Raw genomic sequence first — 25,175 nt, 5'->3', positions numbered from 1 at the left:
AAAAAACATCAGTATCATTAATGGATGAGCACACTCGATCTCGAGCAACTGCGCACCCTGTTGGCGATCGTGAAGCATGAAAGCTTCGGCGCGGCGGCAGTGCAGCTGGGCAAAACCCAATCGGCGATCACTCAGCAGATGCAGCGGCTGGAGGCACACATCGGCCATCCGCTGTTCGAGAAGCGAGGCCGCCACAAACAGCTGACCGAGCACGGCGAAAGGCTGCTGGCCTACGCCCGCCACATGCTGGTCATCAACGATGAAGCATTACGCCAGCTTCAGCAGGGACGACTGGAGGGAACACTCCGCATCGGCGCGCCACACGACGTCGCCGACACCATGCTGCCCAGCCTGCTGTCGGAAGTGGTGCGCAGTTCCCCGATGCTGCAGCTGGACATCCACGTCGGCCGCAGCCCCTTCCTGATGGACTCCCTCAAGCGCGGCGAACTCGACATGGTGATCTCCAACCGCGCCGATGCGGAGCTCGAAGGCGTGGTGCTACGCACCTCGCCCACGGTGTGGCTGTGCGGCGTAGCTTACGTGCATGACCCGTCCCGGCCCATCCCGATGATCATGGCCGACGGCCCGAGCATCTTCCGCCGCCTGGCGCAGGAGGCGCTCGACAACGCCGGCCTTTCCTGGACCACCCGCTACACTTCCAGCAGCCTGATCGGCATCCGCGCCGCGCTGCGTGCAGGCCTCGGCGTGACCGCACGGGGCGTCGAGCAACTGGACAGCGGCTTGCGCGTGCTGGGCCCCGCGGAGGGGCTGCCTCCGCTGCCGGATCTCGTCTATCGCCTCTATGTACGCCGCCACGTGGTCAATCCGCTGACGCGCCAGGTCTTCGAGCAGATCAGGACGCGGCTGCATTGGGCCGGCGAGCCCTGATGCCGCATTCGCCGTCACTCGACTGCCAGTTCATCAGCCCCCTCACTCGGCCCGCCACCTCAAGCCCGATCGCCGCGCAAGGCCGCCACCCGCTGGTACAGGGTTTCGGGCGAAACCTCGGCGGCTTCGATCGGCGCATCGGCCACCAGCTCGATGCGGCTGAAGGCACCGCGGCGGAAAGGCCGCGTCATCGCCGCGCCGCCCTTGCGGCTGAAGAAGCTGCCCCACAGCCCGCGCAAGGCCATCGGCACCACCGGCACCGGCGTGCGGGCGACGATGCGCGCGATGCCGGGGCGGAAAGGCGACATCTCGCCGTCGCCGCTGATCTTCCCTTCCGGAAACAGGCCCACCAGTTCACCGGCTTCCAGCGCCCGCGCCACCTCGTCGAAGGCACGCTCCATCATTGCCCGGTCTTCGCTGGCCGGCGCGATCGGGATCGCGCGGCTGGTGCGGAAGATGAAGGACAGGATCGGCCAGCGGAAGATGCGGTGATCCATGACGAAGCGGATCGGCCGCCGGCAGGCCGCCATGATGATCAGCGCATCGACGAAGCTCACGTGATTGGCGACGATGACCGCCGGGCCCTTTTCCGGCACCTGCCCGATGCCCTCGACGCGCAGGCGGTACACCGTATGGATCAGCAGCCAGACGATGAAGCGCAGCAGGAACTCCGGCACCAGGGTGTAGATGTAGATCGCCACCGCGGCATTGAGCAGCGCCGTCACTAGGAACAGCTGCGGCACGCTGGCGCCGGCTGCCAGCATGACGGCCCCCAGCCCCGCTGCGGCAACCATGAACAGCGAGTTGAGGATGTTGTTGGCGGCGATGATGCGCGAACGGTGCGAGGGCGCGGAGCGGCTCTGCACCAGCGCGTACAACGGCACGATGAAGAAGCCGCCGCACAGCGCCAGCATCACCAGGTCGAACAGGATCCGCCAGACCGCCGGCTCGGCCAGCAGTTCGGAGAGCGGACGCATCGCCGTGCCGGCTTCCGTACCAGCTGCGGCAAAACCGGCCGCTTCCAGCCCTGCGCTCGCCCACCACAGATCCAGGCCGAACAGGGTCAGGCCGATCGAACCGAAAGGCACCAGGCCGATTTCCACCTGCTTGCCCGACATCCGCTCGCACAGCAGCGAGCCGAGCGCGATGCCGAGCGAGAACACCGCCAGCAGCAGCGTGACCGCCTTCTCGTCGCCGCCCAGCACGGTGGACGCGAAACCGGGAAACTGCGACAGGAACATCGCGCCGTAGAACCAGAACCACGAGATGCCGAGGATGGACAGGAACACCGTGCGCTCGCCGGCGGCGAAGCGGATCATCTGCCAGGTCTGGCTGACCGGCTTCCAGTCGAGCTTCATGTCCGGATCGACCGCCGCGGCGGGCGGAATCGCGCGGCAGCTCAGGTAGCCCAGCACCGCGACCGCCAGCGTGCCGGCCGACACCCAGGCCACGCCGTCCGGCGCTTCGATCAGCAGGCCGCCGGCGATGGTGCCGAGCAAGATCGCCAGGAAAGTGCCCGACTCGACCAGCGCATTGCCGCCGACCAGTTCGGTTTCCTCCAGCATCTGCGGCAGGATGGCGTACTTCACCGGGCCGAAGATCGCCGACTGCGTGCCCATCAGGAACAGCGTCGCCAGCAGCAATGGCAGCGACATCGTTGCGAAGCCGAGCGCGGCGATCGCCATCAGGGCGATTTCCAGCAGCTTGGTCCAGCGGATCAGGCTGCTCTTTTCGTATTTGTCGGCAAGCTGCCCGGCGATCGCGGAGAACAGCAGGAAAGGCAGGATGAACAAGCCCGCCGCCACATTGACCAGCACGCCTGGCGACAGCTCGGTGAGCCGCGCCGCCTGGAAGGTGATCAGCACCACCAGCGCGTTCTTGTAGAAGTTGTCGTTGAAGGCGCCGAGGAACTGGGTCAGGAAGAAGGGCAGGAAGCGGCGCTCGCCCATCAGCTTGAACTGGGTGCTCATACGGATTTCCGGTCGAAGAAACGGCGGGTTTCGAACACTGCGGTGGAGAAACGGCTGCCCTTGCTGTGCAGCAGGCGCGCCAGGACGAAATTGAACAGCAGCGGATTGTGCTCGCGAATCGTTTCGAGCAAGGGCACGGCATCCTCGTCCAGCATGTCCTCGCGCGCCAGCGCGGCGGGCGAGATCAGCGGCAGGATGCCGGGCAGCGGGTAGTCGGTGCCGTACAGCAGGCGCTGATGCCAGTCCTCGCGTTCGAGCAGCACGCGCAGGCGTTCAGGCTCACGATTACGCAGCACGACGGCGGAGATGTCGCCGGACAGCAGGCCCCAGTAAGACGGTTCCGCCATCAAACGCTCGAACAATGCAAAGCTCGGCACACGCGGACCGTTCTCGCCCCGGTCCAGATCGACATCCTCGCCCACCGTCGCGCAATGCGCCATCACCACCCGAACCCCAAGGTCCAGCGCACGGCGCAGGCGCAGCGGATTGCCCCACGCCGGCTGGCCGGCGCCATGGACCGCCTTTTCCTCGCCGACGTGAGTGATGAGGGGTAGATCGAGCCGGGCCATCGTGCGGTAGGCACGGTCGCAGGCCGGATCGGCGGGATCGATGCCCATTGCCGGCGGCAGCCACTTGACCGCGCGGGCGCCCTGCTCCACCGCCTGCTGCAAGGCGTCCCCGGCATCGGCGCGGTAGGGATGCACCGAGCACACCCATTCGAAGCGCTCCGGCGTCGCCTGCGCCAGCTTGCGGGCATAGGCATCCGGCACGTACAGCGCGCTGCGCTCGGGCATCGGCGTACCGTCCGCCGCATGGGCGCGGTCGAAGGCGAACAGCATGCTCTTGTAGCCGGGCGCCATGCCGTCGCTCAGGTTCAGCAGGCGCTCGACGTAGCTGTCGTCCACCCGGCCCGGCGCCTGATGCACGCAGCCTGCGTTGAGGTAGAACAGGCGCTGCAGGTATTGCAGCGGATTCAAGGGACTCAGCATGTCGGGCGACATCTCGATGCCATGGCCGCCGTCGCCGGTGCCGGCCAGATGCACATGGCAATCCCACACCTGCGCCGGATCCAGCCCTTGCCAGGCAGCGGCCACCAGCGGATGTCCGGCCCACTCCGGCGGCAGCGCCGCGAGGCAGGGATTCAGCAGCCGGGACTGCGCCATTCTGGCCGCCGTGCCGCCGCCCACGGCCAGCACACCGGCGGCCAGCCCGGCACGCAGCCAGCGGCGGCGCGCGGGCGAAGCAATGTTCGAAGCGGGTTTCATCACGCGGCCTCCGCCTGTTTCTTCAAGCTGACGTAGTCGATCTTGCCGGTGCCGAGCAGCGGCAGCGACTCCACCGGCACGATGATGCGCGGCACCGCCAGCTCGGCCATGCCGGCCTGCTGCGCCGCGGTGCTGAGGGCATCGCGGCTCAGCGCCGGGTCGGTGCTGAACAGCACCAGCGCCTCGCCGCGCGCGGCGTCGGCGCGGCTGCTGGCGGCGTGCTGGGCGCCGGGCGAGGCCAGCGCGGCGATCTTCTCCACCACTTCCAGGCTGATCATCTCGCCGGCGATCTTGGCGAAGCGCTTGACCCGGCCGACGATGCGCACGAAGCCGTCGTCGTCGATCTCCACCACGTCGCCGGTTTCGTACCAGCCTTCGCCCAGCTCCGACACCGGCGGCTGCAGCAGACCCGGCGCTTCGGCGCGCAGATAGCCGCTCATCAGGTTCGGCCCCTGCACGTGCAGCATGCCGCGACGGCCATCCAGGTCGTCGATGCCCGCCACCGGCACCAGCTTCGCATGCAGGCCGGGAAGGATCTGGCCGACGGTGCCGCGGCGGAAGGCCATCGGCGTATTCACCGCGATCACCGGCGCGGTTTCGGTCGCGCCATAACCCTCGAAGATGCGGATGCCGAACTTGTCGAACCAGGCTTCCCGCACCGGCTCGGCCAGCTTCTCGGCACCGGCGATGACGTAGCGCAGGCGGTGGAAGTCGTAGGGATGGGCGTGCTTCGCGTAGTTGCCGAGGAAGGTCGAGGTGCCCAGCAACGCGGTGCAGCCGCGGTCGTAGGCCAGCTCCGGAATCACCCGGTAGTGCAGCGGACTGGGATACAGGAACACCCGCGCGCCGCACAGCACCGGCAGCAGGCCGCCGGCGGTCAGGCCGAAGGAGTGGAACAGCGGCAGCGCATCCAGGACCTTGTCATCCACCGAGAAATCCACCACCGCGCGGATCTGGGCGATGTTGGCGAGCAGCGCGCGGTGCGACAGCACCACGCCCTTGGGCTTGCCCTCGGAGCCCGAGGTGAACAGGATCACCGCCGGATCCTCGGCATCGCCGATGTGCGTCGCCAGGCGCGGGAAACGCGCTGCCCACAGCACCAGCAACAGCTTGTCGGCCAGCGACATGCCGGCGCGCAGGTCCTCCAGGTACAGCACGCGCACGCCCTGCAGCGCCGCCAACCTGTCGCCCAGCTTGGCCTGGTCGACGAAGGCGCGCGCGGTCAGCACGGTGCGGATGCCGGCAGCGGTGCAGGCAGCCTGCATGCCGTCCACGCCAGCGGTGTAGTTCAGCATCGCCGGCACGCGGCGCTGCGCGCTCAGGCCAAACACCAGCGCCAGCGTGGGCGCGAGATTGGGCAGCAGCACGCCGACGTTCTCGCCCGCCTCGGTGTGGCGCGACACCAGCCGCCCGAGGCCGAGCGCCAGGCGCAGCACTTCGCCGTAGCTGTATTCCTGCTGCTTGATATCTTCCACCACCGGGCGACGCATGCCGTGGATCGCGCCGGCATCGAGCAGCGCCTCGAACAGGGTCTGGCGCGGCCGGCTGGCGAAGATCATCTCCTGCATCACGCGGCGCATCGCTTCGCCGGCCTTGCGGCGGCGTTCGCGAGCGGTCGGCGCGGCCGGCATGTCGATGCGGGTGGCAGGCTGCACGAACAGGCTGATCTGCGGCAACAGGCGGCGCGGATAGCGTCCGCCGAGGCGCGAGAAGTAAGTGCGCGCGGCGCCGTCGATGCGCACCGGCAGCAGGGTGGCGCCGGTGCGGGCGGCGACGAAGGCCGGGCCGTCGTAGGTCTTCATCAGGCTGCCGGTGGTGGTGATCCGCCCCTCGGGGAAGATGACCACCGGGCGGCCGGATTCGAGCAGGCGGACGACGTGCTTCATCGCCATCGGGCTGGTGGGATCGACCTTCAGGTGGTCGACCAGCCTCAGCAGCAGGCGGAAGAAGGGATGTCCGGCGATCCGGGTGTTGACGACGAACACCGGGTCGTAGGGCAGGAACAGCGCAAGCAGCAGGCCGTCGAGGAAGGATTCGTGATTGGCGATGACCAGCAGGCGCGAGGGTTGCTCGGGCAAGCGGCCTTCGATGCGGACACGGAACAGCAGACGTGCGGCGGCGCGCAATACGGTCTTGAGCAGGGAGCGGAACATGGTGTCGGAGCCGGATGAGGGAACGGGGGAAACTGGCAGGGGCTACGGGAGTCAGGCGGAAAACCCTTCAACCGGCATCCGGCCAGGCGACGTCGTCGCGCTTGAGGTCGCGGAAGGCCGACATCAGCCAGGAGCGCATCGCGATCACCAGGGTGTAGGGGCGGCGCTGCGCGGACGGCAGCTTCTGGTCGGCAACGTGCTGGCGGGAGAAGTCCTCGCCGATGCGCATCAGCCGTTCGCGGAAACCTTCGGCCATGCCGGGGCCGAGCTGTCCATGGACCACGCTCAGCATCTCGGCTTCGCCGTCGAAGCCGCCGGCAAAGTACTCATCCAGCACTTCGCTGCGGAAATAACTCATCACCGGGCCGTGCGGACGCCAGCGGAAACCTTTCGCCACGCGCAGGCGGTAGCGGTTGAGCGGACGCAGTTCGATGATGCCGAGGCGGTCCAGCCGCAGCAGATGGGAGGTGCATTCGGCCGCATCGATGCGGTAGGTGGCGACGATCTGCTCGGCGCTCCACTGGCTCATGCAGCAGGTCGCCACCAGCAGCAGGCGCCGGTCCGCCACCACCGCCTGCTCCTGTTCCTGCGTCAGTTCGGCAAGCAGCGGCTGGCGCTCCGCCACGCGGCGGGCGAGATCGGCGAAGTCCAGCCGCAGCACGCGGCAGATTTCATCGACGCGCGACAAGGGCATGTCGCCGCCCTGGGCGAACATGCGCTTGATGCTGGATTCGGCCAGGCCGATGCGCCCGGCCAGTTCGGCGTAGGTGATACGGGCGTCGCGCAGTTCGGCTTTCAGCGCGGCGACGAGATCGGCGGAAGTGCTCATGGCGTGGAGACTCAAAAGCGTGACAGGGCTTGCAGCATAGCCATGAAAACACTTTTCGCCACAACCAGGATAAAAAGTACCGATTAACGATACTTTTGAGGGCGCTGCACAACACACCTTGCTGCGCAGCGCCCTCGGTTCCGAATCTATTCCTTCTTTTCCGGATGCCGGACTCAGACGGCGAACACCTGCTTCACGCGCAGGGTCTCGCCCCGCTCCACCAGCCCGATCAGGCGGTCGATGTTGGGGTGCTTGCCGGGATTGGTGCGTGCGTCCTCGGTGTGCTCGGCGTAGAGCTCCAGGCCCTTCTTCGCCGCTTCGGGGGTGATCGCGCCGTAGAGCTGGGCGAGGTGGTTGTAGAACCACCAGCGAGCCGGCCTGGCCCGGCTTGTTCTCGATGGTGGCGACCGTGCTGTCGGCAGCGTCGATCAGGTTCAGGGCGGAAAGATGCGACACGCCGGGCATCGCTTTCAGGTTGTCGGCAAAAGCCATCTTGTTTGCTCCTTTCATACGACAAAGCGCCACCCTCGGGTGGCGCTCGCTTTCATTGCCTGGACATGGCCGGCATGCAGCCGGCCGCTGTCCCGCAGTTGCTCAGATACGGCGCGCCAGCTCGGCGGCCTTGCCGACGTAGCTGGCCGGCGTCATGGCCAGCAGGCGATCGCGCTCCTCGGCGGGGATCGCCAGCGTGCGGATGAAATCCTGCAGCGCTTCGCGGGTGATGCCCTTGCCGCGCGTCATCGCCTTCAATTGCTCATAGGGGTTCTCGATGCCGAAGCGGCGCATCACCGTCTGCACCGGCTCGGCCAGCACTTCCCAGCATTCGTCGAGGTCGGTCGCGAGGCGGGCCGGGTCGGCTTCGAGCTTGCCCAGGCCGCGCAGGCAGCTGTCCAGCGCCAGCACGGTGTGGCCGAAGCCGACACCCATGTTGCGCAGCACGGTGGAGTCGGTCAGGTCGCGCTGCATGCGCGAGATCGGCAGCTTCTCGGAGAAGTGCTTCAGCACCGCGTTGGCGATGCCGAAGTTGCCTTCGGCGTTCTCGAAGTCGATCGGGTTGACCTTGTGCGGCATCGTCAACGAGCCGACTTCGCCTTCCTTAAGCTTCTGCTTGAAGTAGCCGAGCGAGATGTACATCCAGATGTCGCGGCAGGAGTCGATCAGCATCGTGTTGGCGCGGGCGACGGCGTCGAACAGCTCGGCCATGGCGTCGTGCGGTTCGATCTGGATGGTGTATTCGTTGAAGGTGAGGCCGAGCGACTCGATGAAGCGGCGGTTGAAGCCTTCCCAGTCGAAGGCCGGCCAGGCCGACAGATGGGCGTTGTAGTTGCCCACCGCGCCGTTGAACTTGGCAGTCATCGCCACGCCGGCGATCGCCACGCGGGCGCGCATCAGGCGGGCGGCGATGTTGGCCATTTCCTTGCCCAGCGTGGTCGGGCTGGCAGGCTGGCCGTGGGTGCGCGACAGCATCGGCAGATCGGCCAGCGCATGGGCCAGCTCGCGGAAGCGGGCGATGACCGCGTCGAGCGCCGGCAGCAGCACCCAGTCGCGGCCTTCGGCCAGCATCAGCGCATGCGAAGTGTTGTTGATGTCTTCCGAGGTGCAGGCGAAGTGGATGAACTCCGACACCTTCATCACTTCGGCGTTGTGGCCGAGGCGCTTCTTCAGCCAGTACTCCATCGCCTTGACGTCGTGGTTGGTGGTGGCTTCGATCGCCTTCACCGCTTCGCCGTCCTCAGTCGAGAAAGCGGCGACCACACCGTCCAGTTCGACGATCGTGGCCGGCGAGAAGGGCGCGATCTCCGCCAGCGCCGGCTCGGCGGCCAGCGCCTTCAGCCATTCGACTTCCACCTTCACGCGGTTGCGGATCAGGCCGTGTTCGGAGAAGTGGTCGCGCAGGCCCGCGACCTTGCCGTGGTAGCGGCCATCGAGCGGAGACAGGGCGGTGAGCGGGGACGGTACGGCTTGGGACATGGCGGCGGTTCCGGACAAAAGTGCTATTTTACCGCTTCGCCCCGGCGAAACAGAGCACAACAAGACCAAGGAGAGGCAGAGACGTGAATACCCCAGACACCCCGGCGCCCCCCTACCGTATCGAGATATCGGCCAGGGCCGAATACATCGCTGCACAATCCCGCCCCGATGACGGTCACTACGTCTTCGCCTACCACATCAGCCTGCGCAACACCGGCAGCCTGCCGGCACAGCTGATCAGCCGGCACTGGATCATCACCGACGGCAACAGCAAGGTGCAGGAAGTGCGCGGCCAGGGCGTGGTCGGCGAGCAGCCGCTGCTGGCACCCGGCGAAAGCTTCAGCTACACCAGCGGCTGTATGCTGGAAACACCGGTCGGCACGATGCACGGCAGCTACCAGATGGCGGCGGGCGACGGCCATCGTTTCGATGCGTCGATTCCGCCCTTCATGCTGGCGATGCCGCATGTGCTGCATTGAAACGATGACACCGTACCGACGGCTCCAGCCATTGCAGGAGCGGTACCTGCAGTGCTGAACCGAATCGGCTGGATGAAGGCATCGGCGACGGCTCAGGCGCCCGCCGCACTCTTTGCTACCGCCCCGAGTTCCCGCGAGCGGCGCGGATCGCGGAAGATCAGCGGCTTCGCACCGCCCTTCCAGCCAGGATCGCTGGCTTGTTCCACCGCCTTCACGACTTTGCCGTGGTGGGGTGACTTGTCGCAGACCGGATCGGCCGCGGCCGGATCGCCGGCCAGCATGTAAGCCTGGCAGCGGCAGCCGCCTCTATCCTTTTCCTTGTCCGGACAGCTTCGGCACGGATCCTTCATCCAGGCATCGCCGCGGTAGCGGTTGAAGCCTTCCGAGCCGTACCAGATCGCCTTCACGTCCATGTCGCGGACGTTGGGAAAGTCCAGCCCGGGCAGCATGCGCGCGGTATGGCAGGGCAAGGCCGTGCCGTCCGGCGTCACCGTCAGGAAGACTTCGCCCCAGCCGTTCATGCACTTCTTGGGCCGCGTCTCGTAGTAGTCGGGCACGACGAAGAAGATGCGGATGCGGTCGCCGAGGCGCTGCCGGCATTCGTTGACGATACGCTCGGCGCGTTCGAGCTGGGCGCGCGAGGGCATCAACTGGTCGCGGTTGAGCAGCGCCCAGGAGTAGTACTGGCTGTTGGCGAGTTCCAGGTATTCGGCGCCGAGCTCGACCGCCATGTCGATGATGTTCTCGACGTAGTCGATGTTGAGCCGATGGATCACGCAGTTCATCACCATCGGCCAGCCGTTGTCCTTGATCAGGCCGGCAACGCGCTGCTTGAGATCGAAAGTACGGGTGTGCGAGAGAAAATCGTTCAGTTCGCGGGTCGAGTCCTGGAAGGACAGCTGGATGTGATCCAGCCCGGCCTCGCGCAGGGCCTGCGCCCGCCCGGCCGTGAGTCCGACCCCCGAAGTCAGCAGGTTGGTGTAGAAGCCGAGGCGGTGCGCTTCCGCCACCAGGACTTCGAGATCGTCGCGCATCAGCGGCTCGCCGCCGGAAAAGCCGCACTGCACGCTGCCGGCGGCGCGCGCTTCGCGCAGCACCCGCAGCCAGTCCGCGGTGGCCAGTTCGCCGTCGTGGCGGGCGAAATCGACCGGGTTGTAGCAGAAGGCGCAATGCAGCGGGCAGCGGTATGTCACTTCCGCCAGCAGCCACAGCGGCGGGCCGGGCATGGCAAGCGGCGGAGCTGGCAGCGGCGCATTCATGGCCGGCCGGCTCCGGCTTCGATCCACTGCTGCTGGCGCGCCATGTCGATGAAGGCACTGACGTCGGCGCTCAGGTCGCTGGCGCCGAAGCTCTGCTCCAGTTCGGCGACGATGGTCTCCAGCGTGCGCGTGCCGTCGCAGCGCCGCAGGATCTCGCCGGCGCTCCGGTTGAGCCTGACCATGCCTTCCGGGTAGAGCAGCACCCAGGACTGCTGCGCTTCTTCCCACTGCAGGCGGAAGCGGCGCGACACCTTCGGGCAGGCGCCGGCGAGCGGAGCGGCAGCTTCCGCGATGTTTTCCCGGTTCATGCCTTCGCCCCCCGGATCTCGATCTCGCACTGGTCGAGCATGATCGCGTCGGCCAGCGCCCACAGCACGTCGAGCTTGAACTGAAGGATTTCCAGCGCGCGCTGCTGCAAGGCGCGGCTGCGGCTGAAGTGCTCGAGCGTGAAGCGCAGGCCGTGGTCGACGTCGCGCCGGGCCTGGGTGAGGCGGTTGCGGAAATACTGCAGCCCCGCCGGATCGACCCAGGGGTAGACCTGCGGCCAGGTGTCGATGCGCTGCTGGTGGATGTGCGGCGCGAACAGCTCGGTGAGGCTGGATGCGACCGCCTCCTCCCAGGGCTGCCGGCGGGCGAAATTGACGTAGGCATCGACCGCGAAGCGCGCCGCCGGCGCCACCAGGCGCAGCGAGGTGACATCCTCGCGCGTCAGCCCGACCGCTTCGCCCAGCCGGATCCAGGCTTCGATGCCGCCGGGGTCGTCGGCGCCCCGGCCGTCGTGGTCGAGGATGCGCTGGATCCACTCGCGGCGGATCTCGCGCTCCGGGCAGTTGGCGAGAATCGCCGCATCCTTCAGCGGAATCGACACCTGGTAGTAGAAGCGGTTGGCGACCCAGCCGCGAAGCTGAGCCGGCGTCAGCCGCCCTTCGGCCATCATCACGTGGAAGGGATGATGGATGTGGTAACGCGTGCTCTTGCCGCGCAGCCGCGCTTCGAATTCCTCGCGCGACAGCGGCGCAGCGCCATCGTCGACGGCAGGGGCGGCAGGCGGCGGGGCAATCAGTTCAGCTTCCATCAGGAGCTCCTCTCGGCAGGCTGCAGCGCAGCCGCTCAGAGTTCGATCACCATGCCGTCCCAGGCGACTTCCACGCCGCGCGCATCCAGTTCGGCACGCTCGGGACTGTCCTCGTCCAGGATCGGGTTGGTGTTGTCGATGTGGATCAGGATCTTGCGGGTGGCGGCGGGCAGCCGGCCCAGCCACTCCAGCATGCCGCCGGGGCCGCTCTGCGGCAGGTGCCCCATCGAGCGTGAGGTCTTGCCGGAAGCACCGAGGCGGATCATCTCGTCGTCGGTCCACAAGGTGCCATCGACCAGCACGCAGTCGGCGGCCTGCATCGCCGCCCAGACATCCGGCGTCATCTCGCCGAGGCCGGGCGCGTAGAACAGGCGGCGGCCGCTGTCCGTACAGCTCAGCGTGATGCCGATGTTGTCGCCCGGCTGCGGCCGGTCGCGCCGCGGCGAGTACGGCGGCGCATTGCTGCTGAGCGGCAGCGCGGCGAAACCGATGCCCGGCAGTTCGGGAATGCTGAAGCCGCCCTGCAGCGGAATCTCGTGCAGGTCCAGCCCGCAGTAGTGGCCGAGCACGCCGAACAGCGGATTGCCGGTGCTCAGGTCCTCGCGCACCGGCGCGGTACACCACAGCACCTGCGGCTGGCGGTGCTCGCGCAGCATCAGCAGGCCGGTGGTATGGTCGATCTGCGCATCGATCAGCACGATCGCGCGGATCGCGGTGTCGCGCAGCGAACGTGCCGGCTGCAATTCCGGCGTCTCGCGCAACTGCTGCAGGATGTCGGGCGAGGCATTGAACAGCACCCAGTTCTCGCCGTCGCCGCTCGCCGCGATCGACGACTGGGTGCGGGCACGGGCACGCACGCTGCCGCGGCGCAGGCCGTCGCAGTTGCGGCAGTTGCAGTTCCACTGCGGGAATCCGCCGCCGGCGGCCGAGCCGAGAACGCGTACTTTCACCTGCTGCCCTCCATCCCTGCCGGTCCGGGAGCTGTCATGCAACTCCCGGACGACGGCATCAGCGGTTCGCGATGTACATGGTGATTTCGAAGCCGAAACGCATGTCGGTGGCAGTCGGGGTTTCCCATTTCATGATGTGTCTCCTGTCGTGGTCGGGTTTGCCGGATTCGCCCGGTGCGGCGCACGGTCAAGCAGGCCGTGCACGGTCCATAGACTGCGCCTGCTTGCGATCGCAGGCATCGGCAAAGTTCTGAAGCGGGCCTCAAGATTTTCATGAAGCTGGCGTGCAACCCATGCAGCGCCAGCCGGGCGCAGTAGCATGAATGCCATGAACGGCAGCCCTGCTCCCCTTCCCGCCGGAATCCCTTCCGCAGATCACGCGCACCCCTGGCAGCAGGGCATGCTGGGAGTCGGCGACGGCCACGCGATCTGGTTCGGGCAGTACGGCAATCCGGACGGCACGCCGCTGCTGTTCCTGCACGGCGGCCCGGGCAGCGGCTGCAGCCCACGCCATCCCGGCCTGTTCGACGCCAGCCGCTTCCGCATCGTGATGTTCGACCAGCGCGGCTGCGGCCGCAGCAACCCGCGCGGCGCACTGGCAGCCAATACCACCGCAGACCTGGTGGCTGACATCGAGCGCCTGCGCCAGCATCTCGGCGTCAACCGCTGGCTGGTCAGCGGCGGCTCATGGGGCTCGACGCTGGCGCTCGCCTGGGGCGCACACCACCGCGACGCCTGCCTCGGCATGGTGCTGCGTGGCATCTTCCTTGCCCGCCGCAGCGACATCGACTGGTTCTTCGACGGCGCGGGCGCGCTGCAGCCGGCCGCACACACTCGGCTCGCCAGCTGTGTACCGGGCAAAAAGCGGCTTGCGGAACGGGTTTGCGACGCCGTGCTCGGAGCCGGCCACGGCCATGCGCTCGAGGTCGTCCGCCACTGGATGCAATGGGAAGAAAGCCTCACCCGCGGCCAGCCGGCGGCCCTGCCGCAACTCGATGCCGCCAGCGCTGCACGCGCACTGGACAAATACCGGGTACAGGCCCACTACCTGCGTCACGACTGTTTCCAACCCGAGGATGAATGGCAGCATCAGGCGGCCGGGCTTGCCGGTCTGCCGATCCGCCTGCTGCACGGCCGCCGGGACAGGATCTGCCGTCCGGAAGCTGCGCTCGCACTGCATGAACATCTGCCCGGCAGCCGCCTGCTGTGGGTGGACGAGGCAGGACACGATCCTTTCGAACCGGCGATGCAGGCGGCACTGCACGAAGCCTTCGCAGCATTCAGTTGAAAGAAAAGGCCCGCTTGCTACGCGGGCCCAATCTACTTCAGTGCAGTTCGCTGCGGCGATGCCGCTCAGGAGCGGTAATCCGCATTGATCTTGACGTAATCGTACGAGAAGTCGCAGGTCCACACCGTGGCGGCGGTCTGGCCGCGGGCGAGGTCGATGCGCACCGACAGTTCGGCATGCTTCATGATTCGCGCGCCCGCCTCCTCGGCATAGGACGCCGCGCGGCCGCCGTGCTCGGCAACCAGCACCGATTCATTGGGGTTGCCCAGCCAGACGCGCAGCTTCGACACATCCAGGTCGTCGATGCCGGCATAGCCGATCGCGGCGAGGATACGGCCGAGGTTGGGGTCGGAGGCGAAGAAAGCGGTCTTGACCAGCGGCGAATGCGCCACTGCGTAGCCGACCTTGCGGCACTCCTCGCGATCCCGGCCGCCTTCGACCGCGATGGTCATGAACTTGGTCGCACCCTCGCCGTCGCGCACGATGGCCTGCGCCAGCCCGATCGACGCCTCGACCACCGCGTCGCGCAGCGCCTGGTAGTCGGCGCCGCTGGCGGCGGTGATTTCGGCATTGCCGGCCTTGCCGGTGGCGATCAGGATGAAAGAGTCGTTGGTCGAGGTGTCGCCATCGACCGTGATGCTGTTGAAGGACAGGTCGGCCGCCTCCCTGACCAGCGTCTCGAGCACCGGCTGCGCGACGGCAGCGTCGCAGGCGAGGAAGCCGAGCATGGTCGCCATGTTCGGCCGGATCATGCCTGCGCCCTTGCTGATGCCGGTCAGCGTCACGGTCTTGCCGCCGACCTGGACCTGCTTCGACACCGCCTTGGCCAGCGTGTCTGTGGTCATGATCGCGTGCGCGGCGTCGAACCAGCCGTCGGTCCGCAGGTCGGCGATCGCGCGCGGCAGGGCGGCAATCAGCCGGTCGACCGGCAGCGGCTCCAGAATCACGCCGGTCGAGAACGGCAGCACCTGCTCCGCGGCGATGTTCATCTCCGTTGCCAGTGCCGTGCAGCTGGCGCGCGCCGCCGCCAGCCCTGGCTCGCCGGTGCCGGCATTGGCATTGCCGGTGTTGATGACCATCCCCCGGATCGCCCCGGCCGGCAGATGCTCGCGGCACACCTGCACCGGTGCGGCGCAAAAACGGTTGCGGGTAAACACACCGGCCGCACGGCTGCCTTCGGCGAGTTCGATCACCGTCAAGTCGCGGCGGCCGGCCTTGCGGATGCCGGCCTCGGCGACCCCCAGGCGGACGCCGGCAACCGGCAGCAGATCGACAGGATTCGGAGTATTCAGATTTACGGCCACACAAAGCTCCTTGCAGGCTTGCCGGGCAGAGTACCCGGCGGCGAAATGACGCCGAATGATAGCGGATTCGCCCTTCATTGGCCTTGTTGCAGAGTGAGGCGCAGATTCCCGCATTCCGGGCCCCCACATTTCCGAAGGTGTATCGCTGCCGTTACACCGCCGGACTCCGGCATCAGCCTTTCATTCCGGACGGCAAACCGCGCCCTGAAAGGCATTCGGGCAATCGTGCCATGCGGCACCGTCCGGCGCTGCTGTAAACAAAATGAACAATCGCCCTTCTCCGCAGGCTTTCAGCACCAGCGCGATCCGCTGCAACAACTCCATACACCTCGGTTCCGGCCGCTTCCGCATCTCTGGCATGGGGTTTGCTGACCCAACTCTGCAGGGGTTCTGCACCATGCATGGGCCCCGCCAACAACCAGTGGAGGACGCCATGAAACACAGTCTGCTCGCAAGTGCGATTGCTCTCGCATTCGGTCTTTCCTCGCCAGCCATGGCGAACCCCACCAACAATCTGGCTCAGCACGATGGCGGCGTGCAGCAGAACGCCGAAGCGCATTCGAACCAGAGCGGCGGCACCGGCGCACTCGCCAACGAGTATTCGAGCGCCACATTGTTGACCGACAACAGCAACAATTCGGACAACAGCAACAACTCGGACAATCGGGTCAAAAACGTCTCGATCAGCAACTCGGACAGCAGGGACCTGTCGGACAATCGGGTGAGGAACACCTCGATCGACAAATCCGACAACAGCACGACCTCCATCTCGAAGAGCAACAGCAAGAGCACCAACATGAGCAGAAGCGACACTTCTGCCAGAGCGATGGCCAGTGCCGCCGGCTCAGCCGCGGCAGGCATCGGCAACGCGACATCGAACCTCTCCGACTCCTTCAACAAGACCTCAGCCGTGGCGCTGTCCAGGCTCGACGGCACAGTGACCCGGATCAGCGTACATGGTCTGGGTAACAGCGCCGGAAACTTCGGCAGCGCCAATGGCGCTGACGGCGGCAAGGCCTACGGCGGCAACGGCGGATCGGGTCTGGGCGGCAATGCCAGAGGCGCCTCAGGCGGCGACGGCGGCAAGGCCTTTGGCGGCAACGGCGGCAGCGGCGCCGACGGCGGCAACGCATTCGGCGGGAATGCCATCGGCGGCGACTCGGACTCCTTCTCCGCTGGCGGCAGGGGCAGCGGCGGCGATGCAGGCAACGGCTCGGCCATTGCTGGCGGCGGCGGCAAAGGCATCGGTGGAGATGCCGGCAGCGGCAGCGCTCGCGGCGCCAATGGCGGCGACGGCGGTGGCGCCCGCGGCGCGCTGGCGGGCGGCGGCGGCGACGCAAGCTCGAGCGGCGGCAGTGCCAAGGCGCACGACAGCGCCAATGGCGGCGGTGCCAGCAGCTCAGGCGGCAGCGCATCGTCCCGCGGCTGGACCGGAACCGCCTCGGTGTCCGGCGGCAGTGGCAGCGGCACGGGCGGCGCAGGCTCTTCCGGCGGAGCCAGCTCGGCTGCCGGCAATGGCGCATCCAATGGCGGCCAGGCAGGTTCGGCCACGAATACCGCTGGCTACGGCGGCAACGGCGGCACCGCAACCAGTGGCGCGGCGAGCGCGGGCTCGGCCAGCGGCGGTGCAGGCGGCACGGCGGCAGGCGGCACGGCAACCGCGGGAAGCGGCACGGGCGGCGATGCCACCAGCACCGCGTCGAGCGGCGATGCGAGCGGCGGCGCAGCCACGGCTGCCGCCGGCGGTGCGGGCGGATCCGGCCAGGGTGGCCAGGGTGGCCAGGGCGGTGAAGGCGGCGCGGCCTACGCCGGCGCCGGCACCGGCGGTTCGGGCGTGGGCGGCACCGGTGGCGCTGGCGGCGGAGGCGGGTCGGTGGCAGTCCGTGCCGGCACCTTCGACATGTCCAACACCATCGCGGGCAGCGCCCTCGCCAACTCTGCAGGCATCACCGTCGCAGCCCAGAACACGGGCATCGGTGCGCTGGTGCAGCAGAGCGTCAATGTGCAGGCAAACATGTCGCTCCGGTAAGCGAGAACGGGGTTGGCGGCGGCATCGCCGCCAACCCCTGCTGCACACTTCATGGAGGGGCAGCATCATGCAATCCGCTTTCCAAATGATGGTTGCACTGGGCGTCGCACTGGCGTTCTCCTGCACGGAATCCGGCAGCGCACATGCCGGTGGATCCCTGCCTGAACCCGCCCCCATACCCGGCTTCGGACGGATCGTCGATACCGAGGTGCTGGAAACACAGCGCGGTGGCAGCGATCTGCATCTGAGCGAGATTCATGCCTCGGGCGCGGTCAGCGAGGTACAGGCATACGATCTCGTCACCGGCCACAACATCGTGTCCGACAACGCACTCGCAGGCGCAGCCGGCCTGCCGATGGTGATCCAGAACTCGGGCAATGGCGTGCTGATCCAGAACGCCGTGATCCTCAACGTCCAGGTGCAGTGAGGTTCATTGCCATGTTGGCCGGCTCCCTGCGCCATGCTCTGATGCCCTGCGCGATGCTGGCGCTTCTGCTCGTCAGCGGCTCCGGCCATGCCGAGCGCCTGCAGATGACGGCCCCGCTGGGCGGGACGCTTTCGATCCCCACCGTGAGCATGAAGGGCAGCCGCTTTCTGGCCACGCTTCGCCAGCAATACGATTTCAGTTGCGGTTCTGCGGCCGTCGCCACGCTGCTGACACATCACTACGATTGGGCTGTCGATGAATCGGCGGTCTTCCAGGTGATGTTCGAGAACGGCGATCAGGAGAAGATCCGCCACGACGGTTTTTCGATGCTGGACATGAAACGCTATCTCGATAGCCGCGGCTTCGAGACCAGCGGTGTCGAGGCGAATCTGGACGAGCTCGCCCGAGCCGGCATTCCCGCCATTGCCCTGATCAACGAAAACGGCTATGCCCACTTCGTCGTCATCAAGGGCGTACGCAGCAACGATGTCCTGCTCGGTGATCCGGCGATGGGAACGCGCGTGGTCGCACGGACCGACTTCGAACGCCACTGGACCAACGGCATCCTGCTGGTCGTGACCAGTCACATGGCCACGGCGCGCTTCAACCACACGGACGACTGGAGCATCCGGCCGCACGCGCCGGTGAGCGCCCATCGTGACAACATCGTGCGGCACAGCCTGAGCCGGCCGAGCATGGTGGATTTCTGAGCGACGAAGAGCAGACGCCATGGCCATCCGGACATCCTTCCGCCGCACGCGCCCGCCGCTGCTGGCCATGATCGTCACGGGGGGGTGTGCATTCGCGGCATGCCTGCCCGCAAGCGGCTCGGACGTCGCCGGAGCGGAGTTGGCCGCGCGGCGACAGCAGCTCGACCACCTGCTGGCCGCGGCCACGATACCCGACACCGAGCTCGATACCTTGCGCGGCGGCTTTGAAACGCCGGGCGGCCTGCAGATGCGTTTCGGCATCGAGCGCGTCGTGCTGATCAACGGCATTCTGCACAGCACCACGAGCCTGCGCCTCGACGGTTCAAGCCAGACGTCCGGCATCCCGCTGCCGCCCGGTGCCGCACTGGCACTGATCCAGAGCGGCCCCAACAATATTTCTCACCTTCTGCCGGCCCACTCGCTCGCCACGGTGGTCCAGAATTCGCTGGACAACCAGAAACTTCAGACCATTACGACGATCAGTGCATCGGTCAATAGCCTGGAAGCCATGCAGGGTGTACTCATGGAACAGGCGATGCAGGAAGCAGTGACGCGTGCGGCGCAGATGCGCTAATCCCGCTTTGCCGGGCTGCCCGGGCAAAGCCCGCGGCCGGACAGAACAGCACGGGCCGGCACCTCCCGGGGGCGCCGGCCCGTTTCATTTGCCGATTACAGCGAGAAAGGCATGCGCAGCGTCATCTGCACATCGGGCGTGTCGCGCGTGACACCGACGCCGAGCGATAGATTGACGGTCCGCATCGAATCGAGCTTGTAGGAATACCCCAGCAACAGCGTGCCGAGCTGGACACGCACGCCTTCCGCCCGCTGGCCGTCGACATATCTGGCTTCGGTCTTGCCAACCGACAGGTGGTCGTATCCGATGCTGAACGACGAACGATCGTTCAGCGCCAGCCCCATGCCGAAGTTGAAGCCGAGCACCCCCCCCGGCTGGATCGAGGAATATGCATAGTCGGCCGGATCGACTTCACCCACCAGGTTGGGCGTCACGTTCTTGCGCTTGAAGCTGTACTGGTAGCTGATCCCGCCAAAGAACACGGCCGGATCGGACGGGATGAGAACGGTCAGCCCCGGAGTCAGGGAGTAGAAGCCCGAACCTGTCGGCAGGTCGCGCTGCATGCCCGTCCTCGCGCCGGTATTCGAGTCGGACGGGTCGACCGTCAGGCTGGTCGGCACCTCGAAAGGATCCTTGCCGGTACGGGCCTTGAAGCGCAGCGAGGCGATGTAATAGGGCGAATCGTTGCCGCCGTCGTTGAGCTGGTAGCGGCCGATCAGTTCGATGTCACCGATCCCCTGCCCTTTCTGGTCGGAATAGAATTCGCGCACCCGCTCGGGGTCCATGATTTCCCGCCCGCGCGTATTGTCGTAGCGGTAGACGTACGGAATGCGCGCCTCGAGCTCAAAGCGGTTGGTGATTCCCCTGCGCACGGAAAGCGTCGCCGTGAAGGAGTTCGATTTCACGTTGCGCACGTCGATCAGGCCGATCAGGATGGCTGGAATGATCGTGTAGCCGACCAGTGCGATCCTGTCGCTGGACGAATACGAATACTGCAGCGAAGGCTCGACGATCCATTTGCCGGGCTGGGTCAGCACCCCGGGCTGCTCGAAGATGGGGGCGACCTCCGGCGGCCGCTCGGGCGCCTCCGGCGCCTGCCCGACAGGCGAAACCGGCGCTGCGTCCGCCTGGGCAACCGCGGTCGGCGCCGCACGGGCAGGGGCGCCATCCCTGCCCCGCCCTCTCTGCCGCAGATCGACCTCCCGGCGCAAGGCCTTGAGCGCAGCTTCCTGCCGGGCCAGTTCGCGCTTCAATATCTCGATCTGCTGGAGCTGGGCTTCGAAGCGCCCGGCGATGCTGCCGACATCACCGTCCAGTTCCTCGGCAGATACCGGCTGCCCCAGGGCTGCGACGAGCACACCGAGAAATGGACGGACAAGCCTGCCGCGGTACGCATGTGCCTTCTTCATCGCAGTTGCTCCCTGTCAAACTACTGCGTCAAGACCTCCCGCGGTCGGCCGGCTAGAGAACGATCTTCAGACGATCGATCATGCGGTACAAGGTGACCCGGGAAACACCCAGACGGCGAGCCGTCTCCGAAACGTTGTTGCCGTGCGTCTTCAGGCTGGTTTCAATCAGTTCGCGCTCGATCCTGGCACGGATTTCGTCCAGGGTCTGCATCCCCGGCTCTGCATCCGACGACAGCCCGAGATCAAGCGGGCCGATCAGGCGGTTTTCGGTCATGATCATCGCGCGCTGAACCCGGTTGACCAGCTCCCTCACATTTCCGGGCCAGTCGTAGCACATCATTGCCTGCAGAGCCGCGCTGCTGAAGCCTCGCACCTGCGCTGCAGCCTGCTCACGGTGCTCGGCAAAAATGCACTCTGCAAGCAGGGGAATGTCCTCGCGCCGCTCACGCAGGGCCGGCAGCGCGAGATGCAGGACATTGAGGCGATAGTACAAATCCTCGCGGAAACGGCCTTGCGTGACCGCGCGTACCAGATCGACATGCGTCGCTGCGATGACGCGGACATCGACTTTCACCCGCTCGGTCGAGCCGACCCGGGTGATGCTCTTCTCCTGGAGAAAACGCAGCAGATTCGCCTGCATCTCCAGCGGAAGGTCGCCGATCTCGTCCAGGAACAGGATGCCGCCGTTGGCCGCCTCGATGCTGCCGATCTTGCGCTGCGCAGCACCGGTGAACGCGCCCCGCTCATGGCCGAACAGTTCGGACTGGATCAGGCTCGGCGCGATGGCCCCGCAATTCATGGCGATGAAGGGAGCCCGGGCACGCATCGAATACTGGTGGATGGCATGTGCAACCAGTTCCTTGCCGGTGCCGGACTCACCACCGATCAGCACCGGCGCATCGACCGCCAGGATCTTGTCGATCTGCCGATACAGCTGACGCATCCTGCCGCTCGTCCCCGTCATGCCGTACGCGCCGCACTCACGGCGGGGCACCAAGGCATACCGGCACAGCTCGACCTTTCCATGGGCATGGCCCAGCGTGAACGACAGCCGCTCCCTGTCCAGAGGCCGGGAGTGAAAATCATGGAAACTGCGCAGCACCTCCAGCCCCAGCCGATCGCCGTCCACCAGGTCCTGGCCGAGCAATGCGATCCATTCGATGTCGGGACGCCGGAGCAAACCCTCCAGCTCACCGGCAGACCAGGTTTGCGCCGAATCGAAAGCGACGAGGCCGACTGCTGGCGGATCGCAAGCCAGGGCCTTGCGAGCGGCATCCATCGTCGCCACCCACTGGAACACCCAGCCCGACAGCCGAAGCGCATCGAGCTCGGCCGCCGCAGAACCAGTACGGTCGAGTACGATCGCCCGCCTTGGAGCCTTTACGCAGGCCTCGCCGGACATGATCGCCCTTCCATCGTGCCAGATCGAACAGCATGCTCCGCCATCTGTCTCTCCCGGGTCGAGATCCACGGCTGCAATGAAGACTCGCCTGCCTCACAAAGCCCGTGAGGCAACGGCAGCGAATCAGCCTGGCAACAGACCATGCCCCGCCATTCTGCATGGCCGGCAAGACAGCTGGCTCGAGCCTTGCGCCCACAGCCATCCGACGAGCCTGACGCCAGACCCGCCTCATGCCATCTTGCACTTCAGTTATGGGATACCGTAACGAAGGATGTCAAGCAATCAACAGACCAGCTGATACAAGCCGCTGATTCCTATGCCCGATTTTTCTGCACTGGAACCCGATGGGGGCAGGATTGTAAAGAAAACCGACGCGGCTGCGCAGGCCGCAGGTGACGGGTGGCACCCCCGCCGCCCTGCGGCCGCCTGCATGTCAGCTCAGTTGCCCGTGGCAATGCTTGAACTTCTTGCCCGAACCGCAGGGGCAGGGATCGTTGCGGCCGACGCGCATCCCGGCCTGCGCAGGCTGCACGCCTCTCGCCGCCAGTCCGGCATTGGCAGCAGCCTGCGCTTCGTCCTGGTCGGCATGGTGGTATTGGACGTTTTCCACTGCGGGCGGCTTTTCGGCCTCGTCGAGCTGGGCTTCGGTGCGCACCTGGACCGTCATCAGGATCTTGGTGACATCGGCGCGGATCGCATCGAGCAGGGTCTCGAACAGTTCGAAGGCTTCGCGCTTGTATTCCTGCTTGGGGTTCTTCTGCGCATAGCCGCGCAGATGGATGCCCTGGCGGAGATGGTCGAGCGCGGCGAGGTGTTCGCGCCAGTGGGTGTCGAGGCTCTGCAGCATCACGTTGCGCTCGAACTGATGCCAGGCCGAGAGATCCACCAGCGAGGTCTTGGCGGCATAGGCCTCCTCGCCCGCGGCAATGATGCGCTCGAGCATCTTCTCGTCGTCCAGGCTCGGCTCTACCTTGATCCACTCGCCCACCGGCAGCTTCAGCGCCAGCTCGGAAGCCAGCGCCATCTCCAGGCCGGGGATGTCCCATTGCTCCTCGACGCTGTCCTGCGGCACGTAGCGGCGGAAGACGTCGCCCAGCACGCCCTGGCGCATCGCCTTGACGGTGTCTGAGATATCCTCGGTCTCGAGCAGTTCGTTGCGCTGCTGGTAGATGACCTTGCGCTGGTCGTTGGCGACGTCGTCGTATTCCAGCAGTTGCTTGCGGATGTCGAAGTTGCGCTGCTCGACCTTGCGCTGCGCCGACTCGAGCGAGCGCGTGACCATGCCGTGCTCGATCGCCTCGCCTTCGGGCATCTTCAGCCGCACCATGATCGCGTTCAGGCGCTCGCCGGCGAAGATCTTCATCAGCGGATCTTCCAGCGACAGGTAGAAGCGGCTGGAGCCCGGGTCGCCCTGGCGGCCGGAACGGCCGCGCAGCTGGTTGTCGATGCGGCGCGACTCGTGGCGCTCGGTGCCGATGATGTGCAGGCCGCCGGCGGCAATCACCTGCTCGTGCACCTTGGCCCAATCCTCGCGCATCGCGGCGATCTTCGCTTCCTTTTCCTCTGCCGGCAGACTGTCGTCGTCGCGCACCGCGCCGACGGGCCGCTCGATGTTGCCGCCGAGCACGATGTCGGTACCGCGGCCGGCCATGTTGGTGGCGATGGTCACCACCCCCGGGCGGCCCGCCTGGGCGACGATCTGGGCTTCGCTGTCGTGCTGCTTGGCATTGAGCAACTGGTGCTCGATCTTCGCCTTCTTCAGCAGGTTGGAGAGGAATTCATTGGTCTCGATCGAGGTCGTGCCCACCAGCACCGGCTGGCCGCGCTGCACGCAGTCGCGGATGTCCTCGATCACCGCATCCCATTTCTCCTTCGCGGTGCGATAGACCTTGTCGTTCTCGTCCTTGCGCTGGGTAGGCTTGTTGGTCGGGATCACCACGGTTTCGAGGCCGTAGATCGAGTGGAACTCGAAGGCCTCGGTATCGGCCGTGCCGGTCATGCCGGACAGCTTGCCGTACATGCGGAAGTAGTTCTGGAAGGTGATCGAGGCCAGGGTCTGGTTCTCGGCCTGGATGCGCACGCCTTCCTTGGCCTCGACCGCCTGGTGCAGGCCGTCGGACCAGCGCCGGCCTGCCATCAGGCGGCCGGTGAATTCGTCGACGATGACGACTTCGCCGTTCTGCACCACGTAGTGCTGATCCTTGTGGTACAGCGCATGGGCGCGCAGCGACGCGTACAGGTGGTGCACCAGCAGGATGTTGCCCGGGTCGTAGAGGCTGGTGCCTTCGGCCAGCAGGCCCATACGCATCAGGATCTGCTCGGCGTTCTCGTGACCGTCCTCGGTCAGCAGCACCTGGTGGGACTTCAGGTCGACGGTGAAATCGCCCGGCTCGGTGATGTTGTCGCCCTCGCCTTCCTGCTTCTTCAGCAGCGGCACGACCTGGTTCATCTTCAGGTAGAGCTCGGTGTGGTCCTCGGCCTGGCCGGAGATGATCAGCGGCGTGCGCGCCTCGTCGATCAGGATCGAGTCCACTTCATCGACGATGGCGAAATTCAGCGCGCGCTGCACGCGCTCGCTGGCCGCATAGACCATGTTGTCGCGCAGGTAGTCGAAGCCGAATTCGTTGTTGGTGCCGTAGGTGATGTCGGCCGCGTAGGCCGCCTGCTTCTCGTCGTGCGACATGCGCGACAGGTTGCAGCCCGTCGTCAGGCCGAGAAAGCCGTAGATGCGCCCCATCCAGTCGGCGTCGCGGCTGGCGAGGTAATCATTCACCGTGATCACATGCACGCCCTTGCCGGACAGCGCGTTCAGGTAGGCGGCCAGCGTGGCAACCAGGGTCTTGCCTTCGCCGGTGCGCATTTCGGCGATCTTGCCGTTGTGCAGCACCATGCCGCCGACCAGCTGGACGTCGAAGTGGCGCATGCCATGCACGCGCTTGCCGGCTTCGCGCACCACCGCGAACGCTTCCGGCAGCAGCGTATCGAGCGCCTCGCCGTTCGCCACGCGCTGCTTGAATTCGGCGGTCTTGCCGCGCAGTTCCTCATCGGACAGTGCGGAGATCTGCGGCTCGAGCGCATTGATCTTGCGCACGGTCTGGGAGTACTGGCGGACGAGGCGGTCGTTGCGACTACCGAAGATTTTCTTGAGCAGGCCGGAGATCATGTTGGAGGTGGACGTCGATTCGGCAAAGGC

The 25,175-nt window shown here is 66.4% G+C and carries 22 protein-coding genes and 1 pseudogene; 7 read left to right on the top strand and 16 right to left on the bottom strand.

Translation table 11 applies throughout. The features are described 5' to 3' along the window. Positions 1-24: 24 nt before the first annotated feature. Positions 25-888 (top strand): LysR substrate-binding domain-containing protein, encoded by an 864-nt coding sequence (locus QM748_RS00565; RefSeq protein ID WP_415245154.1) that lies wholly within the window; start codon positions 25-27, stop codon positions 886-888. 59 nt (positions 889-947) lie between these two features. Here QM748_RS00565 and QM748_RS00560 read toward each other — a convergent pair whose 3' ends face one another. The 6 genes and pseudogenes from QM748_RS00560 to purB form a co-directional block, all read right to left on the bottom strand. After that, positions 948-2,858: an MFS transporter gene (locus QM748_RS00560; protein ID WP_415245153.1), complete on the bottom strand. Its 1,911-nt coding sequence runs from the start codon at positions 2,856-2,858 to the stop codon at positions 948-950. Further along, a complete protein-coding gene (locus QM748_RS00555) occupies positions 2,855-4,123 on the bottom strand; it encodes an amidohydrolase family protein (RefSeq protein ID WP_415245152.1) in 1,269 nt (422 codons plus the stop codon). The genes QM748_RS00560 and QM748_RS00555 overlap by 4 nt, the downstream gene beginning before the upstream one ends. Next, on the bottom strand, positions 4,123-6,276 hold the full coding sequence (gene aas, locus QM748_RS00550) for a bifunctional acyl-ACP--phospholipid O-acyltransferase/long-chain-fatty-acid--ACP ligase (RefSeq protein ID WP_415245151.1): 2,154 nt from the start codon (positions 6,274-6,276) through the stop codon (positions 4,123-4,125). Before aas ends, QM748_RS00555 begins: the two co-directional genes overlap by 1 nt. A 67-nt stretch (positions 6,277-6,343) precedes the next feature. Then, entirely contained in the window at positions 6,344-7,105 is a 762-nt protein-coding gene (locus tag QM748_RS00545) for a helix-turn-helix domain-containing protein (protein ID WP_415245150.1), read from the bottom strand. A gap of 173 nt (positions 7,106-7,278) precedes the next feature. Further along, positions 7,279-7,597, bottom strand: a pseudogene (locus QM748_RS00540) (DUF2322 family protein). 102 nt (positions 7,598-7,699) lie between these two features. Beyond that, positions 7,700-9,076: an adenylosuccinate lyase gene (gene purB, locus QM748_RS00535; protein WP_415245149.1), complete on the bottom strand. Its 1,377-nt coding sequence runs from the start codon at positions 9,074-9,076 to the stop codon at positions 7,700-7,702. 83 nt (positions 9,077-9,159) lie between these two features. On the opposite strand from purB, the gene apaG reads away from it, so the two are divergent. Continuing rightward, a complete protein-coding gene (gene apaG / locus QM748_RS00530; RefSeq protein ID WP_415245148.1) occupies positions 9,160-9,555 on the top strand; it encodes a Co2+/Mg2+ efflux protein ApaG in 396 nt (131 codons plus the stop codon). A 92-nt stretch (positions 9,556-9,647) separates the two neighbouring features. Here the strand turns inward: apaG and pqqE are convergent, their stop codons facing one another. From pqqE to pqqA, 5 genes are read right to left on the bottom strand one after another with little or no spacing between them, the layout of a single operon-like run. Beyond that, positions 9,648-10,814, bottom strand: a complete 1,167-nt coding sequence (pqqE, locus tag QM748_RS00525; RefSeq protein ID WP_415245147.1) for a pyrroloquinoline quinone biosynthesis protein PqqE — start codon at positions 10,812-10,814, stop codon at positions 9,648-9,650. Then, a complete protein-coding gene (gene pqqD / locus QM748_RS00520; RefSeq protein WP_415245146.1) occupies positions 10,811-11,122 on the bottom strand; it encodes a pyrroloquinoline quinone biosynthesis peptide chaperone PqqD in 312 nt (103 codons plus the stop codon). Before pqqD ends, pqqE begins: the two co-directional genes overlap by 4 nt. After that, positions 11,119-11,889: a pyrroloquinoline-quinone synthase PqqC gene (gene pqqC, locus QM748_RS00515; RefSeq protein ID WP_415245145.1), complete on the bottom strand. Its 771-nt coding sequence runs from the start codon at positions 11,887-11,889 to the stop codon at positions 11,119-11,121. Before pqqC ends, pqqD begins: the two co-directional genes overlap by 4 nt. A 35-nt stretch (positions 11,890-11,924) precedes the next feature. Then, positions 11,925-12,839 carry a pyrroloquinoline quinone biosynthesis protein PqqB gene (gene pqqB, locus QM748_RS00510; protein ID WP_415245144.1) on the bottom strand — a complete coding sequence of 305 codons (915 nt, stop codon included), beginning with the start codon at positions 12,837-12,839 and terminating at the stop codon, positions 11,925-11,927. Between the two features lie 58 nt (positions 12,840-12,897). Continuing rightward, positions 12,898-12,972, bottom strand: coding sequence for a pyrroloquinoline quinone precursor peptide PqqA (gene pqqA, locus QM748_RS00505; protein ID WP_068636095.1), 75 nt, complete (start codon positions 12,970-12,972; stop codon positions 12,898-12,900). 267 nt (positions 12,973-13,239) lie between these two features. On the opposite strand from pqqA, the gene QM748_RS00500 reads away from it, so the two are divergent. After that, complete coding sequence (locus QM748_RS00500; protein ID WP_415245143.1) at positions 13,240-14,127, top strand: alpha/beta fold hydrolase; 888 nt, start codon at positions 13,240-13,242, stop codon at positions 14,125-14,127. Between the two features lie 65 nt (positions 14,128-14,192). Here QM748_RS00500 and argJ read toward each other — a convergent pair whose 3' ends face one another. Then, positions 14,193-15,431, bottom strand: coding sequence for a bifunctional glutamate N-acetyltransferase/amino-acid acetyltransferase ArgJ (argJ, locus tag QM748_RS00495; RefSeq protein ID WP_415245142.1), 1,239 nt, complete (start codon positions 15,429-15,431; stop codon positions 14,193-14,195). A gap of 180 nt (positions 15,432-15,611) precedes the next feature. Continuing rightward, complete coding sequence (locus QM748_RS00490) at positions 15,612-15,755, bottom strand: hypothetical protein (protein ID WP_415245141.1); 144 nt, start codon at positions 15,753-15,755, stop codon at positions 15,612-15,614. 109 nt (positions 15,756-15,864) lie between these two features. Here QM748_RS00490 and QM748_RS00485 point away from each other — a divergent pair, with 109 nt between their 5' ends. From QM748_RS00485 to QM748_RS00470, 4 genes are all read left to right on the top strand, one after another. After that, on the top strand, positions 15,865-17,460 hold the full coding sequence (locus QM748_RS00485; RefSeq protein ID WP_415245140.1) for a hypothetical protein: 1,596 nt from the start codon (positions 15,865-15,867) through the stop codon (positions 17,458-17,460). Positions 17,461-17,527: 67 nt separating this feature from the next. Beyond that, the gene (locus QM748_RS00480; protein ID WP_415245139.1) at positions 17,528-17,887 is read left to right on the top strand and encodes a hypothetical protein; all 360 of its coding nucleotides are present in this window, start codon (positions 17,528-17,530) and stop codon (positions 17,885-17,887) included. 11 nt (positions 17,888-17,898) lie between these two features. After that, positions 17,899-18,597 (top strand): C39 family peptidase, encoded by a 699-nt coding sequence (locus QM748_RS00475; RefSeq protein WP_415245138.1) that lies wholly within the window; start codon positions 17,899-17,901, stop codon positions 18,595-18,597. Between the two features lie 19 nt (positions 18,598-18,616). Then, the gene (locus QM748_RS00470; RefSeq protein ID WP_415245137.1) at positions 18,617-19,171 is read left to right on the top strand and encodes a hypothetical protein; all 555 of its coding nucleotides are present in this window, start codon (positions 18,617-18,619) and stop codon (positions 19,169-19,171) included. Between the two features lie 95 nt (positions 19,172-19,266). Here the strand turns inward: QM748_RS00470 and QM748_RS00465 are convergent, their stop codons facing one another. The 3 genes from QM748_RS00465 to secA all read right to left on the bottom strand — a co-directional run bounded on the left by QM748_RS00465 (position 19,267) and on the right by secA (position 25,145). Then, on the bottom strand, positions 19,267-20,580 hold the full coding sequence (locus QM748_RS00465) for an acetate kinase (protein ID WP_415245136.1): 1,314 nt from the start codon (positions 20,578-20,580) through the stop codon (positions 19,267-19,269). Positions 20,581-20,632: 52 nt separating this feature from the next. Continuing rightward, positions 20,633-21,982, bottom strand: coding sequence for a sigma 54-interacting transcriptional regulator (locus QM748_RS00460; RefSeq protein WP_415245135.1), 1,350 nt, complete (start codon positions 21,980-21,982; stop codon positions 20,633-20,635). Between the two features lie 433 nt (positions 21,983-22,415). Beyond that, a complete protein-coding gene (gene secA, locus QM748_RS00455) occupies positions 22,416-25,145 on the bottom strand; it encodes a preprotein translocase subunit SecA (RefSeq protein WP_415245134.1) in 2,730 nt (909 codons plus the stop codon). Positions 25,146-25,175: the final 30 nt, after the last annotated feature.

This window comes from Thauera sp., assembly GCF_047601425.1.
Lineage (GTDB): Bacteria > Pseudomonadota > Gammaproteobacteria > Burkholderiales > Rhodocyclaceae > Thauera.
The sequence above is the reverse complement of the archived record's forward strand: the minus strand, read 5'-3'. Positions and strand labels throughout refer to the sequence as shown.

Excerpts from the sequence above, each read along its gene's own strand:
- QM748_RS00475 (WP_415245138.1), top strand. The coding sequence starts at position 17,899 with ATGTTGGCCGGCTCCCTGCGCCATGCTCTGATGCCCTGCGCGATGCTG.
- QM748_RS00490 (WP_415245141.1), bottom strand. The coding sequence starts at position 15,755 with ATGGAGTTGTTGCAGCGGATCGCGCTGGTGCTGAAAGCCTGCGGAGAA.
- pqqC (WP_415245145.1), bottom strand. The coding sequence starts at position 11,889 with ATGGAAGCTGAACTGATTGCCCCGCCGCCTGCCGCCCCTGCCGTCGAC.
- aas (WP_415245151.1), bottom strand. The coding sequence starts at position 6,276 with ATGTTCCGCTCCCTGCTCAAGACCGTATTGCGCGCCGCCGCACGTCTG.
- QM748_RS00500 (WP_415245143.1), top strand. The coding sequence starts at position 13,240 with ATGCTGGGAGTCGGCGACGGCCACGCGATCTGGTTCGGGCAGTACGGC.
- QM748_RS00480 (WP_415245139.1), top strand. The coding sequence starts at position 17,528 with ATGCAATCCGCTTTCCAAATGATGGTTGCACTGGGCGTCGCACTGGCG.
- QM748_RS00465 (WP_415245136.1), bottom strand. The coding sequence starts at position 20,580 with ATGAAGAAGGCACATGCGTACCGCGGCAGGCTTGTCCGTCCATTTCTC.
- QM748_RS00560 (WP_415245153.1), bottom strand. The coding sequence starts at position 2,858 with ATGAGCACCCAGTTCAAGCTGATGGGCGAGCGCCGCTTCCTGCCCTTC.
- QM748_RS00460 (WP_415245135.1), bottom strand. The coding sequence starts at position 21,982 with ATGTCCGGCGAGGCCTGCGTAAAGGCTCCAAGGCGGGCGATCGTACTC.
- QM748_RS00565 (WP_415245154.1), top strand. The coding sequence starts at position 25 with ATGAGCACACTCGATCTCGAGCAACTGCGCACCCTGTTGGCGATCGTG.
- secA (WP_415245134.1), bottom strand. The coding sequence starts at position 25,145 with ATGATCTCCGGCCTGCTCAAGAAAATCTTCGGTAGTCGCAACGACCGC.
- QM748_RS00470 (WP_415245137.1), top strand. The coding sequence starts at position 18,617 with ATGGCCATCCGGACATCCTTCCGCCGCACGCGCCCGCCGCTGCTGGCC.
- QM748_RS00485 (WP_415245140.1), top strand. The coding sequence starts at position 15,865 with ATGAAACACAGTCTGCTCGCAAGTGCGATTGCTCTCGCATTCGGTCTT.
- pqqD (WP_415245146.1), bottom strand. The coding sequence starts at position 11,122 with ATGAACCGGGAAAACATCGCGGAAGCTGCCGCTCCGCTCGCCGGCGCC.
- purB (WP_415245149.1), bottom strand. The coding sequence starts at position 9,076 with ATGTCCCAAGCCGTACCGTCCCCGCTCACCGCCCTGTCTCCGCTCGAT.
- pqqE (WP_415245147.1), bottom strand. The coding sequence starts at position 10,814 with ATGAATGCGCCGCTGCCAGCTCCGCCGCTTGCCATGCCCGGCCCGCCG.
- QM748_RS00555 (WP_415245152.1), bottom strand. The coding sequence starts at position 4,123 with ATGAAACCCGCTTCGAACATTGCTTCGCCCGCGCGCCGCCGCTGGCTG.
- QM748_RS00545 (WP_415245150.1), bottom strand. The coding sequence starts at position 7,105 with ATGAGCACTTCCGCCGATCTCGTCGCCGCGCTGAAAGCCGAACTGCGC.